The 15,636-nt window shown below is 65.3% G+C and carries 15 protein-coding genes and 1 tRNA gene; 9 read left to right on the top strand and 7 right to left on the bottom strand.

Features of this window, described 5'->3' with window-relative positions:
• The first annotated feature begins 9 nt into the window (after positions 1–9).
• Together A5636_RS22745 and A5636_RS26315 are read left to right on the top strand one after the other, a co-directional pair.
• Positions 10–1,338 (top strand): cytochrome P450, encoded by a 1,329-nt coding sequence (locus tag A5636_RS22745; protein ID WP_253900671.1) that lies wholly within the window; start codon positions 10–12, stop codon positions 1,336–1,338.
• Positions 1,339–1,442: 104 nt separating this feature from the next.
• Positions 1,443–1,598 (top strand): hypothetical protein, encoded by a 156-nt coding sequence (locus A5636_RS26315; RefSeq protein WP_155763956.1) that lies wholly within the window; start codon positions 1,443–1,445, stop codon positions 1,596–1,598.
• Between the two features lie 601 nt (positions 1,599–2,199).
• Here the strand turns inward: A5636_RS26315 and A5636_RS22740 are convergent.
• From A5636_RS22740 to ponA2, 4 genes are all read right to left on the bottom strand, one after another.
• Positions 2,200–2,273, bottom strand: a tRNA-Pro gene (locus A5636_RS22740).
• 61 nt (positions 2,274–2,334) lie between these two features.
• Positions 2,335–3,450: a PLP-dependent cysteine synthase family protein gene (locus A5636_RS22735; protein ID WP_065160885.1), complete on the bottom strand. Its 1,116-nt coding sequence runs from the start codon at positions 3,448–3,450 to the stop codon at positions 2,335–2,337.
• Positions 3,447–4,415, bottom strand: a complete 969-nt coding sequence (locus A5636_RS22730; protein WP_065160884.1) for a metallophosphoesterase — start codon at positions 4,413–4,415, stop codon at positions 3,447–3,449. The genes A5636_RS22735 and A5636_RS22730 overlap by 4 nt, the downstream gene beginning before the upstream one ends.
• A gap of 57 nt (positions 4,416–4,472) precedes the next feature.
• The gene (gene ponA2 / locus A5636_RS22725) at positions 4,473–6,911 is read right to left on the bottom strand and encodes a transglycosylase/D,D-transpeptidase PonA2 (protein ID WP_065160883.1); all 2,439 of its coding nucleotides are present in this window, start codon (positions 6,909–6,911) and stop codon (positions 4,473–4,475) included.
• Between the two features lie 361 nt (positions 6,912–7,272).
• Between ponA2 and A5636_RS22720 the strand changes: the two genes are divergently transcribed.
• Positions 7,273–7,623 (top strand): WhiB family transcriptional regulator, encoded by a 351-nt coding sequence (locus A5636_RS22720; protein WP_065160917.1) that lies wholly within the window; start codon positions 7,273–7,275, stop codon positions 7,621–7,623.
• Positions 7,624–8,140: 517 nt separating this feature from the next.
• Here the strand turns inward: A5636_RS22720 and A5636_RS22715 are convergent.
• Positions 8,141–9,283, bottom strand: coding sequence for an ArsA family ATPase (locus tag A5636_RS22715; RefSeq protein ID WP_065160882.1), 1,143 nt, complete (start codon positions 9,281–9,283; stop codon positions 8,141–8,143).
• Positions 9,280–10,302, bottom strand: coding sequence for an ArsA family ATPase (locus A5636_RS22710; protein WP_065160881.1), 1,023 nt, complete (start codon positions 10,300–10,302; stop codon positions 9,280–9,282). Before A5636_RS22710 ends, A5636_RS22715 begins: the two co-directional genes overlap by 4 nt.
• Positions 10,303–10,342: 40 nt before the next feature.
• Here A5636_RS22710 and A5636_RS26310 point away from each other — a divergent pair, with 40 nt between their 5' ends.
• Genes A5636_RS26310 through A5636_RS22700 form a run of 3 tightly spaced genes read left to right on the top strand, consistent with a single transcriptional unit; the run spans position 10,343 to position 11,767 of the window.
• Positions 10,343–10,504, top strand: a complete 162-nt coding sequence (locus A5636_RS26310; RefSeq protein ID WP_099051178.1) for a DUF4177 domain-containing protein — start codon at positions 10,343–10,345, stop codon at positions 10,502–10,504.
• A gap of 10 nt (positions 10,505–10,514) precedes the next feature.
• Positions 10,515–10,970: a RidA family protein gene (locus A5636_RS22705; RefSeq protein WP_065160880.1), complete on the top strand. Its 456-nt coding sequence runs from the start codon at positions 10,515–10,517 to the stop codon at positions 10,968–10,970.
• 5 nt (positions 10,971–10,975) lie between these two features.
• Positions 10,976–11,767 carry an MBL fold metallo-hydrolase gene (locus tag A5636_RS22700; protein WP_065160879.1) on the top strand — a complete coding sequence of 264 codons (792 nt, stop codon included), beginning with the start codon at positions 10,976–10,978 and terminating at the stop codon, positions 11,765–11,767.
• On the opposite strand, the gene A5636_RS26680 is transcribed toward A5636_RS22700, so the two are convergent.
• Positions 11,764–12,225 carry a GreA/GreB family elongation factor gene (locus tag A5636_RS26680; RefSeq protein ID WP_065160878.1) on the bottom strand — a complete coding sequence of 154 codons (462 nt, stop codon included), beginning with the start codon at positions 12,223–12,225 and terminating at the stop codon, positions 11,764–11,766. The genes A5636_RS22700 and A5636_RS26680 overlap by 4 nt on opposite strands.
• A 262-nt stretch (positions 12,226–12,487) precedes the next feature.
• Between A5636_RS26680 and mbhE the strand changes: the two genes are divergently transcribed.
• Genes mbhE through A5636_RS22680 form a run of 3 tightly spaced genes read left to right on the top strand, consistent with a single transcriptional unit; the run spans position 12,488 to position 15,629 of the window.
• Positions 12,488–14,791, top strand: coding sequence for a hydrogen gas-evolving membrane-bound hydrogenase subunit E (gene mbhE / locus A5636_RS22690; RefSeq protein WP_065160877.1), 2,304 nt, complete (start codon positions 12,488–12,490; stop codon positions 14,789–14,791).
• A complete protein-coding gene (locus tag A5636_RS22685) occupies positions 14,788–15,246 on the top strand; it encodes an MnhB domain-containing protein (RefSeq protein ID WP_155763954.1) in 459 nt (152 codons plus the stop codon). Before mbhE ends, A5636_RS22685 begins: the two co-directional genes overlap by 4 nt.
• The gene (locus A5636_RS22680) at positions 15,243–15,629 is read left to right on the top strand and encodes a sodium:proton antiporter (RefSeq protein ID WP_065160875.1); all 387 of its coding nucleotides are present in this window, start codon (positions 15,243–15,245) and stop codon (positions 15,627–15,629) included. The genes A5636_RS22685 and A5636_RS22680 overlap by 4 nt, the downstream gene beginning before the upstream one ends.
• Positions 15,630–15,636: the final 7 nt, after the last annotated feature.

Genomic DNA, 15,636 nt, shown 5'->3' with positions numbered 1-15,636 from the left:
TCGACAAGCGTGGCAGCGCCCCTGAGTCCTCCGCCCGGCTTGCCCGCTCCGCGCGGATTGCGAAGTGCCGCAGCGGCAGCGTACGCGGCCGCGTACTTGGCCGGCGGTGAGCGGCGGATGCTCCGGTTGATCCGCCGGTACGGGCCGATCATGACGATGCCCATCCTCAGCCTGGGCCACGTGGCGATCGTGTCCGATCCGGTGTTGGCCAAGGAGGTCTTCACAGCCCCGCCCGACGTGTTGCTGGGCGGCGAAGGCGTGGGCCCCGCGGCAGCCATCTACGGTGTGGGATCGATGTTCGTGCAAGAGGAACCGGAACATCAGCGCCGTCGCCGACTCCTGACGCCGCCGTTGCACGGCACCGCGTTGACGAGCTACGTGCCGATCATCGAAGCGTCCACCCGAGCGGCCATGCGTGACTGGCCGATAGACCACCCGTTCGAGATGCTGCCCGCGGCGCGTGCGCTGATGCTCGACGTGATTGTCAAGGTCATCTTCGGCGTCGACGACCCTGCCGAGGTGCAGCGACTGGGGCGGCCCTTCGAGCGACTGCTGAATCTTGGTGTCTCCGAACAGTTGACGGTTCGCTATGCGTTGCGTCGGTTCGGCACCCTGCGGGTGTGGCCCTCCCGCGCGCGGGCCAACCGCGAGATCGACGACGTGGTCATGCCACTCATCGCGGAGCGGCGACGTGATCCCCGTCTGGCCGAGCGGCGTGACATCCTGGCGCTGCTCGTGTGTGCTCGGGGTGAGGGCGGAGAGGGACTGTCGGACAACGAGATTCGTGACGACCTGATCACTTTGATGCTGGCCGGCCACGAAACGACGGCGACCACGCTGGCATGGGTGTTCGACCTGCTGCTACATCACCCCGATGCGCTGCGACGCGTGCAGGAAGAAGCCGGCAACGGTGACGAGGCGTTCACGACGGCAGTGATCGACGAGACGCTGCGGGTCCGTCCACCCGCTCCGCTGACCGCGCGGGTCGCCGCGCAGCCATTCCCCATCGGGGGATATCTCGTCGAGGCCGGTACGCGGATTGTCGTGCACATCATCGCCATCAACCGCAACCCCGCGGTCTATGACCGACCGAATGAGTTCCGGCCCGAGCGGTTCGTCGATGTTCGGCCGCAGACATACGCCTGGGTGCCGTTCGGCGGCGGCGTCAAACGGTGTCTGGGCGCGGCGTTTTCGATGCGGGAGTTGATCACTGTGCTGCACGTGCTTCTGCGCGAAGGACAGTTCACCGCGGTAGACCCCAATCCCGAGACGATCGTGCGACGGTCCATCATGCTCGCGCCCCGGAACGGCACCAGAGTGTGTTATCGCCCCGCGTAGTCGGTTAAAAGCTCTTGGGATGCATTGTGATTGGACGTGCCTTTTGCGGGGTAATCCAGAAGAGGTTCTGCTAATTAGACAGCGTTCAACAGAAGGGGCGCGACGTGATAATTCTGGGAATCATCCTGTTGCTGGTCGGTTATTTCACCGGCCTCAGCATCCTGTACACGATTGGCGGCATCCTCGTGCTCGTCGGCATCGTGCTGTGGATCCTGGGGGCCGTTGGTCGCCCGGTGGGTGGCCGAAGGGTCTGGTTCTAGCTGCGCTAGACCGCCCAGTACCCAGTTGCCGTGACATCGGGGTCGATACGGCAACTGGGTACTGGCATGTCCGCACCCTCTCGTTAGCGCGCGCTCCCCGGTGGGAATTTCGTGCGCGAAAGTGGCGCTGACAGGAGTTCTGAGTGCTGACCGGAGCGCTACCAGCTGCGCAAATTCGTTGCAGCAGTTGGAGTCCGCCCTCGGATCAGCAACAAGACCATCCACGAAATCTGGCAGAGCAAGATCTGTGTAATCCGGTGCTCCCGTGGTGGCATGCGATTCGGCAGGTGCACAAGGGACTTCGGCGTTCACCATTGCGGGAAACCCAACTCTCGAAGGTCATCGAAGTCCGTCAGGCCCTCCTTGGAGACTCGGGAGTAGGAGGCGAGTATGAGGCGGCGAATTGTCAGCTGGGGATCGCACACTGAACTGTGTCGCCACCGGCGACCTCATCCGCCGGCGGACGCTGGCCTTCACCGGGGCTACCCATCCCGAAAAGCCCCCTCGCCATCCCGAAAGGCCCCCTGCGGCCAACCGAAGAAAAGCCCCGAACCCCAGAGGAGGGTTCAGGGCTATTCCGATGTCTTGACACATCACCGAGTCGGGGTGGCGGGATTCGAACCCACGGCCTCTTCGTCCCGAACGAAGCGCGCTACCAAGCTGCGCCACACCCCGCTTGAAGCCACGACAGCGTATCGCACCGAGCCAGCCACCTCCCAAACGGCAGGTCGGCGACTCAGTTCCACTGACAAGACCGCTCGAATTCGACCAGTGCCTGAGCGGGTCCCGTCAGATCCAGTCCCTGAGCGGCCACCCACTCGTCGTTGAAGTAGGTGTCGGAGTAGCGATCGCCGCTGTCGGCCAACAAGGTCACCAGCGAGCCACTGCGGCCCGCCGCGACCATTTCGGCCAGTAGCCCGAAGGCGCCCCATATGTTGGTGCCCGTCGACGGCCCCACCCGGCGTCCCAGCACGGCGCTGACGTGACGGCAGGCGGCGATCGACGCTGCGTCCGGGACCGAGACCATGCGGTCGACTACGGAGGGAAGAAACGACGGCTCAACGCGCGGACGACCGATGCCCTCGATGCGCGACGACGCGCCCGTCGTGATGTCGTACCGATCTTCGGCGTAAGCGGGAAAGAAGGCGGAGTTCTCCGGGTCCACGACGCACAACCGGGTGGCGTGCCGCCGATAGCGGATGTAACGGCCAATCGTTGCGCTGGTTCCCCCAGTACCGGCTCCCACGACGATCCAGCTGGGTATGGGGTGCGTCTCTTCGCCCAACTGCTCGTAGATCGACTCGGCGATGTTGTTGTTGCCCCGCCAGTCGGTGGCACGCTCGGCGTTAGTGAACTGGTCCAGGTAGTGGCCGCCCGTCTCTGCGGCGACCCGTGCCGCCTCGGCATAGACGTCACTGGCGTATTTCACGAAATGGCAACGGCCGCCGTGGGATTCGATCAACGCGATCTTGGCCGCGCTCGTTGCCACCGGCACCACGGCGACGAAAGGCAAACCCAGCAGCGCCGCGAAATAGGCTTCGGACACCGCCGTCGAACCAGAGGACGCCTCGACCACCGTGGTGCCCTCGCCGATCCATCCATTGCACAGTGCATAAAGGAACAATGACCGTGCCAGCCGGTGCTTGAGGCTGCCCGTGATGTGGGTCGTCTCATCTTTGAGATAGAGCGCCACTTGAGCATCAGGACCTGCACTCGACCAGGCCGACGGCAGGGGATAGCGCAGCAGGTGCGTGTCGGCGCTACGGCGTGCATCGGCCTCGATCAGCCGGATCGCATTGTCGACCCAGTCGCGGGGCAGGCTGCGGACCGCGGTGCGGGTCCGTTGTGTCAACGCACCGAAACTGTTGGCTGCGAACGACCCAGATTGCTGGTCGATTCCCGGCCACCCATCGGGGTGGCGATCAGCGTCAACAAAGTGGCCTCGGGCCGGCAGCAGAACCGCACCGGTGCGAACGGGGAAGTGCCGATGCCCGCTGAGACATGCAGGAGTGTGTCCGCACCCCACCGGGATGCGCCTTTGGCGCGGGACCGATCCAAGCCGCAATTGGTGACGATGGCCCCGTAAAGCGGCAGGCACAGCTGCCCGCCGTGCGTATGCCCGGCCATCACCAGTTGGTAGCCGTCGGCAGCGAAACGGTCCAGCACCCGCGGCTCCGGGGAGTGGGTCAAGCCCAGCCTGAGGTTGGCGGCCGGGCTCGCCGGACCGGCGATCGTGTCGTACCGGTCCCGGTCGATGTGTGGATCGTCGACGCCCGCGGCGGCAACGTGCAGGCCGGCCACCTCGAATTCGCGCCGGGTGTGCGTCATGTCCAACCAGCCGCGCTCGGTGAACGCCGCCCGCAAGTCCTGCCAGGGCAGCGGTTCACCACGCACCCGATGACCGGGGTTGCTGAGGTAGTTCAGCGGATTCTTCGGTCGCGGACCGAAATAATCATTGCTGCCGAAGACGAAAACCCCGGGCCGGGACAGCAGGTCACCCAACGACTGAACCACCGCCGGCACCGCCTTTGGGTGCGCGAGATTGTCGCCGGTGTTGACCACTAGGTCGGGGTCCCAGCTGGCCAACTCACGCAGCCAGGCCTGCTTACGCCGCTGGTTGGGTGTCATATGCAGGTCGCTGATGTGCAGCACTCGCAGCGGCGTGGACCCCGGACTCAGGACGGGGATCGTCACCTCGCGCAGCACGAACGCATTGCGCTCGACCAGTGCGGCATAACCCACTCCGGCAACCGCCGAACCCACAGCGGCAGCGCCGGTTCGCAACAGGATGGGAGCAATCGGGCGGACGTCAGCCATGCCAAGCAGTTTACTGCCGGTACGCAGCCTGATGCGCGTCTCTGACGCGATCAGCGCTTAGGGTGGCGGCGGTGCTCCCGCCGGCGGTGGCGGCGGCGCCAGCAGCGGAATCGTGATCGGCGGCAGGCCGGGTATCTCGACGACCTGGGATCCCACGACGTCCGGCGGAAGGCTGGCCTCTGGGGGCGGCGGAGGTGGCGGCGCGATGCCGTTACTGATCTGGATCGTCACGATTGAACCAGGAATTGTCTGGCCGCTGGGGGTTGTGCCGACGACCTGGCCGTACTTGGCCGAGCTGTTGACCGAATTGGGCTGGTCGGCGACCTGAAAACCGGCGTCTCTCAGCCGCTGCCGGGCCTGGTCGACATCCAGACCGGCCACGCTGGGTACCCGGCCGGCGGGAGAGCCGTCCATGTACCGCGGATCGGTGGGCGGCAGGTGCACGTCGCCGAAGTTGTTCGCGATCGGTTGCAGTGCGGTGAACCAGGTGCGGGCGGGCTCGTTACCGCCGTACAGGTCGCCGCTGCCGCAGTGGCGCAACGGGGCCGAACAGAGGTCCGTCGGCGAGGGGGAGTCGTCGTAGATGTAGTTCGCTGCGGCGTAGCGGTTGGTGAAACCCACGAAACCCGAGGATCGGTGTGCTTCGGTGGTACCGGTTTTACCCGACACGGGCAGATTCCATCCGGCCGCACCGGCCGAACCGGCTGCCGTGCCACTCCCTACCGCGTCCTTGCTCATGGCGTTGGCCAGGGTGTTGGCCAGCCCTTCGGGGACCACCTGCTCACACGTCTCGGTGGTGACCGAGACCTCGTTGCCGTTGCGGTCGATCAGCTTGTCGATCGGGTTGGGCGGGCACCACATGCCGCCGGAGGACAGGGTCGCCGCCACATTCGACAACTCCAGCGCATTGACTTCGATGGGGCCCAGCGTGAACGAGCCGATGTTCTGCCGTTTCACGAAGTCCGCCAGGCTTTCGTTGCTGTCGGGGTTGTAGTCGCGGGCGGTGCCCGGGTTGGCATAAGACCGCAGGCCCAATTTAATGGCCATGTCGACCGCACGGGACACCCCGATTTGCGAGATCAGCTTGGCGAATGCCGTGTTGGGTGAAGTGGCCAGCGCATCGGTCACATTCATCGACCCGCGGTAGTTGCCCGCGTTGACCACGCACCAGGTGTCTTTGGGGCAGCCTTTGGCGCCACCACTGCCCAAGCCTTTGGCTTGGAAGCGGGGCGGCACGTCGAGGTTGGCGTTGATGCCCATGCCCATATCCATGGCGGCAGCGGTGGTGAAGAGCTTGAAGATCGACCCGGCGCCGTCGCCGACCAACGAGAACGGTTGCGGGCGCATGGTCTCGCCGGCCTCGGTGTCGAGCCCGTACTTGCGGTTACTGGCCATAGCCACCACTTTGTGGGATGTCTTGCCGGGCAGGATCACGCTCATCACGCTGGAAATGCCGGACAGCGTCGGGGGAGCGAACTTGTCGATGGCCGCCTTCACCGGGATCTGGACATCGGGATCCAGCGTGGTGCGAATGAGGTAACCGCCTCTGGCCACCTGCTCCTTGCTGATGCCCGCCCGCGACAGATACTCCTGGACGTAGTCGCAGAAGAACGCCCGGTCACCGGCTGCGATGCAGCCACGTGGCAACTCGTTGGGCTGCGGCAGGATGCCCAACGGCTGGGCTTTGGCCGCCCGCAGTGCGTCAGCCTCGGCGGGGATGTTCTCGATCATCGTGTCCAACACCAGGTTCCGCCGGGCCAGCGCGCCCTCGGGGTTGGTGTAGGGGTTGAGCGCGCTGGTCGACTGGACCATGCCGGCCAGCAGGGCCGCCTGCTGCCAGTTCAGGTCGATCGCGTTGACGCCGAAATAGGTCTGCGCGGCGTCCTGGACGCCGAACGAGTTGTTACCGAAGGACACCAGGTTCAGGTAACGGGTCAGGATCTCCGGTTTGGTGAATGTTTTGTCCAGGGTCAGCGCCATCCGGATCTCACGCAGCTTGCGCGCCGGGGTGGTCTCGACGGCCGCCCGCTTCTCCGCGTCGGTCTGCGCGGTGACCAGCAGCTGGTAGTTCTTGACGTACTGCTGCTCAATGGTGGAACCGCCGCGGGTGTCGACGTCACCGGACGCATAGCCCGCCAGACCGGTCAGCGTGCCTTTCCAGTCCACCCCGTTGTGATCGGCGAACCGCTTGTCTTCGATGGAAACGATCGCCAACTTCATAGTGTTGGCGATCTTGTCGGTGGGAACCTCGAATCGGCGCTGAGAGTAGAGCCACGCGATGGTGTTGCCCTTTGCGTCGACCATGGTCGACACCGCGGGAACCTGCCCCTCGAGCAGCTGTGCCGAGCCGTTCGCGACCACTTCCGAGGCTCGGTTGGACATCAATCCGATACCACCGGCGAAGGGGAACATCAGCGCAGTGGCCACCACGCTGGCGAGCACGCAGAAGCCGGCCAACTTGAGTAGCGTGATTGCGACCGGGGGACGCTCGGACATGCGTACTACAGTAGCGACCCCTTGTGACGGTGCCCCGCCGCGCGGCCCGGAAAAAATTCTTTAGCAGGTGTCGTACTGTTCCGCCACCCCTAATCGGGGCTAAAGTGACGGCGACGTCACTGGTCAGAGCCCCAAAATGAGACAGGCTGAGCTTGTTTCCCCCGGCCGTCCGGTGCCAGACGGGACGATCGTCCCAGAAAAAGCGTTATCGGACTGTTGCGCAATTGGCACCCGACCACCTAACTTATATCTGCAGTGAGATTCAGGTAACACCGATGCTCGCAATGTGGCTCAAATCGCTTCATCGGCTGGAACCGGGTTGGGCGGTCGCGACGAGCGGCCGGGAGGAAGGGAACAGCTCGTGTCAGGAACACGTCCGGGCGCACGGAGGACCAACCTCACGTCCACGGGTAACCTGCTCCGCAGCGTCGAAGCAGAGGAGCGCATCACCTGGGTGTCGCAGGCGTTGTGCCGGACAACCGATCCCGACGAGCTATTTGTCCGCGGAGCCGCGCAGCGCAAGGCCGCCGTCATCTGCCGGCACTGCCCAGTCATGCAGGAATGCGCCGCGGACGCGCTGGACAACAAAGTGGAGTTCGGCGTGTGGGGCGGTATGACCGAGCGTCAACGCCGGGCACTGCTCAAGCAGCACCCTGAGGTGGTCTCCTGGTCGGACTACCTGGACAAGCGCAAGCGCCGCAACGTCATCTGACCGCTTCCCGCAGCTAGGCCCCAGCTAGGCCGCAGCTAGACCCAGCTAGACATGAGCGGCCGGTATAAGTCGCACTCCTCATTGCGTTATTGTTACAACTTAGCTGGGCGTACTACTGACGCACTTTAATACCCGCAGGTCAGAGGGGTTTTTCCGGTTTCGGACAGCTGTCCATTTCAAATCGCCGTTAGATCGGCGTCAAATAACGCGAATCATCGCTGGTTGGCGGCGTGTTGGCCGGTGCGTTACGGCCCCTGCTTCGGATGTAACGTTCGGCGCCGGACCGGACGAATACAACTGTGAGGTAGCACCGGAGCGCTGGGCGGGAGTCGCCGGTCAGTTCCGGCGTTCCATCATGACATTTGTGTTACAGCTTAGCTTGTCGCACTACTTTTCCGAGTCATTCCCGCTGGTCAGGGACGATTTTGTGCGGAACGCAGTGCCGTGCCCCAGTCGACGGTCTCGAATCGACGTTGAACTACACCTCATGACGACGCTATAACCGCAGGTCAGGGCTTCAGGTTGAGGTGATCTGGTCGGCCAGAGCGCGCAAGGCCTCCAGGTCCGAGACGTCGAACGGCAGCGACGGGACCCCGACGATGGGCACGTGCGGGTTGGCCCCGGTGAACCGGGACAACAGCCGGATCTCCCGCTTGGCTGTCTGTGCGCGATCGGCATGAATGCGCAGGACGCCCGCCGCCAACGCTGCCGCGTCCGAGTCGGAGGCTTCGGTCTGGAGCGTTTCGATCGCATCGATGGCCCGCTCGACGGGTAACGAGCACAACATCGGATGGGTGCGGTTCAACACCAGCCCCGCTAGCGGCATCCCTTCCTGGGACAGTCGGTCGACGAAGAACGACGCCTCTCGCAACGCATCGGGTTCGGCGGCCGAGACAACGACGAACTGAGTGCCGCGTCGCTTCAGCAACGCATAGGTCCGGTCGGCCTTCTCGCGGAACCCACCGAACGTGGCATCCAGCGACTGCACGAAGGCTGCCGCGTCGCCCAGCATCTGGGAACCGAGAATCGTCGACATCGCCTTCATGGCCAGACCCATCGCGCCGGTGACCAACCGGCCAATGCCGCGACCGGGTGCCAGCAGCAACCGCCACAGGCGGCTGTCCATGAAACTGCCCAGCCGTTTAGGGGCATCCAGGAAATCCAGCGCGTTGCGCGAGGGTGGGGTATCGACCACCACCAAGTCCCAGCGGTCTTGTGCCAGCAGCTGTCCCAGTTTCTCCATGGCCATGTATTCCTGCGTGCCGGCGAGAGAGGTGGCGACGGTTTGATAGAACTGGTTATCCAGAATCGACTGTGCCCGAGCCGTTCCCGAGTACTGGACCACCATCTCGTCGAATGTGCGGCGCATGTCCAGCATCATCGCGTGCAGCTCGCCAGGCACTTCCGGCGCCAATGGCACGCGCTGAGGTGTGTTGCCAAGGTCGTTGACGCCCAACGCTTGTGCGAGCCGCTTGGCCGGGTCGATCGTCAAAACGACGACGGTGCGACCGTATTCGGCGGCCCGCAACGCGATCGCCGCCGCCGTCGTGGTCTTTCCGACCCCGCCGGCCCCGCAGCACACCACCACCCGATTGGTGGTGTCGGCCAGCAGGGCGGCCATGTCCAGTGGCGTCGGCTTGTGCGGATGCGGTGCAGTCATCGAACCCCCTGCTGTGCAAGTACTTCCGAGAGTTCGTAAAGGCTGCCCAAATCGACGCCGTCGGAAATGGTCGGTAATTCCAGCCGCGGCACCTGCAGCGCGTCGAGTTGTTGGGCCGTCTCGGAACGGGCGGTGATCCGCGTCGCGTGCTCGACGGTCTCGGTGAGCAGTCCGGCGAAGTCCGCCTCGTCCAAATCGAGTCCGGCCAGCGCCAACCCGGACCGCACCGAGTCCGCGTCGATGACGCCCTCGGCGGCCTTGGCCAGGTCGCCGGGCGGCAGATGCGCCGGGATATTGCGGTTGACGATCACGCTGCCGATCGGAAGTTCCATCTCGGCAAGTTCCTCGATGGCTTCCATGGTTTCCTGCACCGGCAACGCTTCCAGCAGCGTGACCAGGTGGATGGCGGTCTGATCGGAGTGCAGGAGCTTGACCACTCCCTCGGCTTGCGAATGCACGGGGCCGCCCTTAGCCAGATCCGACACCGCCTTGGTGACGTCCAGGAAGCGGGCAATGCGGCCGGTCGGGGGAGCGTCGACCACGATCGCGTCATACAGCGGCAACCGGTTCTTGTCGACGCGGATCACGGTCTCCTTGATCTTGCCGGTGAGCAGCACGTCACGCAGACCGGGGGCGATGGTCGTGGCGAACTCGATGGCGCCGATGCGGCGCATTGCCCGGCCGGCAATGCCCAGGTTGTAGAACATGTCGAGGTATTCCAGGAACGCGGCCTCGATGTCGATCGCCAGGGCATTGACCTGGCCGCCCCGTTCGGCGGTCGCGATCTTGACTTCCTGGTAAGGCAGTGGCGGGACGTCGAAGAGTTGCGCAATCCCTTGGCGCCCTTCGACTTCGACGAGCAGGACCTTGCGCCCACCGGCGGCTAGAGTCAGCGCCAGTGCCGCGGCAATGGTCGACTTTCCGGTGCCGCCCTTGCCGGTTACGAAGTGCAGACGGGCCTTCGACAGACGCGACGGCCACCCGACGGCACTCCCGCCGCTTGAAGTGTTTGCCACCATCGCATGCTAGCCCTAGCGGTCCGGCCGATAAGCTCGCGGCATGACCCAACCCACCACATGGGAGTACGCGACGGTTCCGCTGCTCACCCACGCAACCAAGCAGATCCTCGACCAATGGGGAGCCGATGGCTGGGAGCTGGTTTCGGTGTTGCCCGGCCCGACCGGCGAGCAACACGTCGCGTACTTGAAACGCCCCAAGTAAAGGGTCGAGGATGAGCGCTAAAGCCCGCCTTCAGCAGCTCGGCATTGCCCTTCCGGAGGTGGTGGCGCCGCTGGCGGCCTACGTTCCCGCGGTACGAACCGGGAATCTGGTCTTCACCGCAGGGCAGTTGCCGTTCGAGGCAGGCAACTTGGCGCACACCGGCAAGGTTGGGGACGAAGTCACTCCCGAGCAGGGCAAGGCACTGGCGCGCGTCTGCGCGCTCAATGCCTTGGCCGCCGTGGATTCACTTGTCGGGCTGGATTCGGTAACCCAGGTGGTGAAGGTCGTCGGGTTCGTCGCCTCGGCTGCTGGGTTTCACGGGCAGCCGGGCATCATCAACGGCGCCTCCAATTTGCTTGCCGAAGTGTTCGGCGATCGCGGTGCGCATGCGCGTTCCGCCGTGGGGGTCGCCGAGCTCCCGCTGGACGCCCCGGTGGAAGTCGAGTTGATCGTCGAGGTCGGATAGCGGCGGTGGCTGAGGCAGCCGAGACACCGACCCATCCCGCCTACGGTCAACTGCGGGCGGTTACCGACACTGCTTCGGTCCTGCTGGCCAACAACCCCGGACTGATGACACTGGAAGGCACCAACACCTGGGTGCTCCGCGGGCCGGGCAGCGACGAGTTGGTGATCGTGGACCCGGGGCCCGACGACGACGAGCACATCGCCCGCGTTGCCGCACTGGGCCGCATCACGCTGGTTCTGATCAGTCACCGCCACCCGGACCACACCGATGGCATCGACAAGCTCGTTGAAATGACCGGAGCCACGGTCCGCTCAGCCGGCAGCGGGTTTCTGCGCGGATTCGGCGGCCACTTGGTCGACGGTGAAGAAATCGACGCCGCCGGCCTGAAAATCAAGGTCATGGCCACTCCCGGTCATACCGCCGACTCGATGTCCTTCCTGCTCGAGGACGCAGTGTTGACCGCGGACACGATCCTGGGCTGCGGCACCACCGTGATGGACAAGGAAGACGGAAATCTCACCGACTATCTGGAATCGCTGCAGCGGCTGCGTGGGCTGGGGCAGCGGATGGTGCTGCCCGGCCACGGACCCGATCTGCGTGACTTGGCAAGCATCACACAGGAGTATCTGGTGCACCGGCAGGAACGTCTGGAGCAGGTGCGTGCAGCACTGCACGCACTCGGTGAGGACGCGGACGCCCGCCAGATCGTCGAACACGTCTATACCGATGTCGACGAGAAGCTGTGGGACGCCGCCGAGTGGTCGGTGCAGGTGCAGCTGAATTACCTGCGCGCTTAACGGCGGCCGATGCTGTCTCGCGGACCGGGGCGGACATCGATCACGGTCACCGGCAAGGGCGCGCTGTCAGGCGTCAGCACCTGCCGTCGTTCTCCCGCACGTGCCCCGACAATGGCCCGGCCGATCGGCGACCGGAGCGGGTAGATCTTCTTGTCGGCGTCGCAGGCGCCGTAGCCACCGAGCATGAACGTATCGGTACGGCCGCTGTTGTCGTAGCGGACGGTGACAACCTTCCCTGCTTCGGCGACAGCACAGGAAGCCGGCCGCTTTCTGCGGGCCGCCAGCCCCTCGAGGTGGCGGATGCGTGCGCGCCGCGCCCGGTAACCCTGCAGGTCTTCACCGGTGTCCATCAGGTCGTCGGCGACCTCGACGCTGGGCCGGGCGCGCAGTGCCCTCAGTTCGTGCTGTAAGTCGTCGTACTTCGGGCGAGCGATTGGAACGTGTTCAACTGCAGTCATTTTGGTGTTACCTCCTGGTGCGGGCCGACTACGTGGCCGTTGATTCCATTGTCTGCCGCCAGGAGGTGCTGGTGGTTGCGCGGACGCGACAACGCCGCGCTGCCCTGTTGTGGTGCTTGGACAACGCGTGCGACACCAATCGGGCTCTGCGATGAAGCCAGGCAGTGAACCCAACGGGGTCGAACGCCAGACCCACTCAACGCACAGCCGTACCACCACATACGTTGGTGCTGCGGACACCGCACCCCGATGAGGAGTCTTTGTGGCCAAATCCCCCCACACCGGAGCAGACGGTGAGTCGGGTCGGCCGTTGCCGGTGGACTGGCAAGGCTGGGCATCGGCAGCCTTTGCGCTGATCGGATTCGGCGTGTCTTTGGTGGCCTGGCTGCGCGGCGGCGGCACCATCACGCTGCCCTGGGTGCCCAGCTTGGACCTACACCTGAGTTTCAGCTACGACGGATTAGCGGCGTTGTACTCGATGCTGGCGTGCGGTGTCGGCGCGCTGGTCTTCTGTTACGGCACCAGTTATCTGTCCCTGCATTTGTCTCATCAGCACCGTCCGCCGCGGGAACGCTGGCGGTTCTGGCCCTGGATGGTGCTTTTCGCCGTGTCAATGGTGGGGCTCGCGACGGCGCAGGATCTGGTGTTGCTGTTCGTGTTCTTCGACATCACCGCTATTTGCTCCTATTTCCTGATCGGTTTCGACAAAGACGAGGCAAAAGCCCGCCGGGCAGCGCTGATGGCACTGCTGGTGACCGTTGCCAGCGCTGTCGCTCTGCTCATCGCCGCCGTGCTGCTCTACGCGCGCTACCACACGTTTGCGCTGCCCGAGTTGCTGGAGCGGGTCGACTCCGGACCTACGACCACGGTCGCCGCGGCATTGCTCGCGGTTGCAGCCTTGGCCAAAAGCGCGCAGGTGCCGCTGCACTTCTGGCTGCCAAAGGCCATGGCCGCGCCGACACCGGTCTCGGCGTACCTGCACTCGGCTGCCATGGTGGCCGCCGGGGTGCTGGTCCTGGGCCGGGTACACCCGCTGCTTGCGCACAGCCGGCCGGTACTGACCGCCGTGTTACTGATCGGCGCGGCATCCGTCGTCGTCGGCGGCATCAGCGCGCTGGCCCAGGACGTGCTCAAACAGGTGCTCGCTTATTCCACCATCTCCCAGTACGGCTACGTCGTGATGCTCTACGGCATCGGCGGCCGCGCCGCGGCGGGGGCTGCGGCGTTCTACGTCCTTGCGCACGGGGTAGCCAAGAGCGCGCTGTTCATGACTGCGGGTGCGGCCACGATGGCAACCGGGGAAGACCGGTTGTCCCGGCTGGGCGGACTGGGCCGACGCAGACCGCTGCTCGCGGTGGCCGCCGCGCTCGCCGCGGCCAACCTCGCCGGATTGCCGCTCACCGTGGGCTTCTTCAAGGACGAGCTGTTCTTCGAAGCGGCGGCCGGTGCCGGGCAGTGGCTCACCGTATGCGCGGTGCTGGCCGCCACCCTCACCCTGGCCTACATCGGACGGTTCTGGGCGTTGCTGTTCCTGGGACCGACGCGCGCCGAGCCCCGCCGAACGCCGCGCGTGCTGACCGCACCGGTGGTGATCCTGGCCGGAATCGGCGTGGCCGGCGGTCTGGTGCCGCAACTGTTCAGTCGGCTCGCCGCCGACGCCGGCAGCGTGACCAGCGCCGCGCCGGTGAGCCTGGCGCCCGGCTACCACTTCGACGCGCGCGCCGGGAACCTGATGGCGCTGTGTGCGTGGACGCTGGGCGCGGTACTGCTGGCACTGCCCCGGGTGCGGGACGGTCTGTCCGGGGCATGGACCCGGGCGGGCGATCGGTTCGGGCCATTGCGGGTCTACACCAGGAGCCTGCGTGCGTTGTCCCGCCTCTCGGCGGCGATCCACGATCGGGAGGTCCGCGACCTGCGTAGCAGTGTCGCAGCGGTGCTGGTTCCGGCCGGCATCCTGACCGGAGTGGTCTTCGCCCTCACACCGATCCGCGGCGCCTATACCGTCGGCCGCGTCGGGGACGTGGACTGGCTGATCCTGCCTTTGCTCGCCCTGGTCAGCATCGCGACGTTGGCGGTGGCAAGGGCCTCAGCCCGGGTCGGCATGATCTTGGCGCTGTCGGTGGTCGGTTTCGGACTGGCCGCGGTGTACGCGCTTTTCGGGGCACCCGATATCGCCTTGGTGGCTGTGGTGGTCGAAACCATGATCACCCTCGTCTTCATCGGAGCCCTGACACGACTTCCGCGTCTCGGACCTGAGGCAGCAGACGAAGTCCGTGCCGGTGGTCCCGGTGCAGGTCAGCCGCGGCGCCGGCAACGCAACCTGGCGGCGGGTGGGCTGGCCGGGTTGGCCGCCTTCATCACGGTATGGGGCTTCCTGTCGGCCCCGAGTGCCGCGCCGAGCGTGTCCGAGGAATACCTGCGCCGAACGCCCAGTGCCCACGGCCTAGACGCCGTGACGGTGATCATCACCGACTTCCGCGGCCTGGACACCCTCGCCGAGATCACCGTGCTGCTGGTCTCCGTCGTCGGCGTGGCCGCGTTACTGCGCAAGGGCAAGCTGTGGTGAGGCGGCGCGACCTGGTGGTGCGGGTCGTGTCACAAGTGCTGTTGGGTCCGAGCCTGATGGTGGCAGCCGCGCTGATCATCAAGGGGTACCGGGATACCGGCGACGGCTTCGGGGCGGGCGTGGTCGTCGCGCTCGCGATCGCGTTGCGGTACATCGGTCTCGGCTCCCGGGCCGCGGAACGCACCTTGCCGATTCTGCGGTATTCGCCGTGGCTGGCAGTGGGCGGTTTGCTGCTGTGCTTGGCCGTCGGCTTCTTCCCGTTGCTGTGGAACGGAGCGTTGTTCACCCATCAGCCAGCGGCCGGAGAGCCGGTGACGCACTTCGGATCCCTTGAATTCTTCACTCCATTGCTGTTCGACATCGGGATCTTTTCGCTGGTCGTGGGTGTTCTGACGATCCTGCTGCATCAGCTTGCCGATCCGGACGACGAGATCGACGACGGGGAAACGACGTGAACCTTGCATTCGCGATCACCGCCGCCGTCCTGTTCGGCGCGGGTGCCTACCTGCTGCTGCAGCACGACCTGATCCGCATCGTGGTCGGCGTCGCGCTGATCTCGCAGTGTGCCGTCGTGGCACTCATCGGCGCCAGCATGACGCGGGGGCGAGCACCGATCGGTCCGGGATCGGGCGGTCCGGTCAGCGACCCGGTGCCTCAAGCGCTGGTGCTGACCGCCCTCGTCATCGGCCTGGCCACCCTGGCTTTGCTGCTCGCGCTGGTGCACCGCGTCGTGGTGGTCTTCGGCACCATGCGCCGCAACGAGTTGGCCGCTCAGGAGGCAGAACACGAAGAGCAGCTCAAGCGCAACGAGCAGCTGGACCGAAACGAGATGACCTGATGGCCTC

Source organism: Mycobacterium asiaticum (assembly GCF_001673315.1).
GTDB lineage: Bacteria > Actinomycetota > Actinomycetes > Mycobacteriales > Mycobacteriaceae > Mycobacterium > Mycobacterium asiaticum_B.
This window is presented reverse-complemented; position numbering and strand designations above follow the sequence as displayed.